Genomic DNA, 488 nt, shown 5'->3' on the forward strand with positions numbered 1-488 from the left:
CCGCCTGCCCGTTCCCCGGGGGCCGCAAACGTGATCTGTAGGGCAGAAAATCCCCGGTCAATCGGGGTGCGACCGTGCTACAGTCGAGTCAGTTGCAGTTTTGGTTCCCATGAACGCTTGTGTGCGCCTGCTGGTCCCAACCAACAGGCGCATTTGTTTTGTCCGGTGTTTCAGTCTCCGGATGGGGATCGCGGCTACTTGGGGTCCACGAGGTGTGGGCTCCGATGCCCCAGTTAGAGGAGACGGTTATGGCTACCGGCACCGTGAAGTGGTTCAACAGCGAGAAGGGCTTCGGCTTCATCGAGCAGGAGACCGGCGGCCCCGACGTGTTCGCGCACTACTCGAACATCGTCGCTCAGGGCTTCCGTGAGCTCGTCGAGGGCCAGAAGGTCGAGTTCGACGTCACCCAGGGCCAGAAGGGCCCGCAGGCCGAGAACATCCGCGTCATCTGAGTCCAGCCTCCGAGCTGACTCGCGATCTCGCGTAGC

The 488-nt window shown here is 62.3% G+C and carries 1 protein-coding gene; it reads left to right on the plus strand.

Going from position 1 to position 488, the window contains the following annotated elements:
* Window positions 1-248: 248 nt before the first annotated feature.
* Window positions 249-452 carry a cold-shock protein gene (locus tag ABD308_RS10320; RefSeq protein ID WP_327676217.1) on the plus strand — a complete coding sequence of 68 codons (204 nt, stop codon included), beginning with the start codon at window positions 249-251 and terminating at the stop codon, window positions 450-452.
* The last annotated feature ends 36 nt before the right edge of the window (window positions 453-488 follow it).

The organism is Kitasatospora putterlickiae, assembly GCF_039527695.1.
Classification (GTDB): Bacteria; Actinomycetota; Actinomycetes; order Streptomycetales; family Streptomycetaceae; genus Kitasatospora; species Kitasatospora putterlickiae.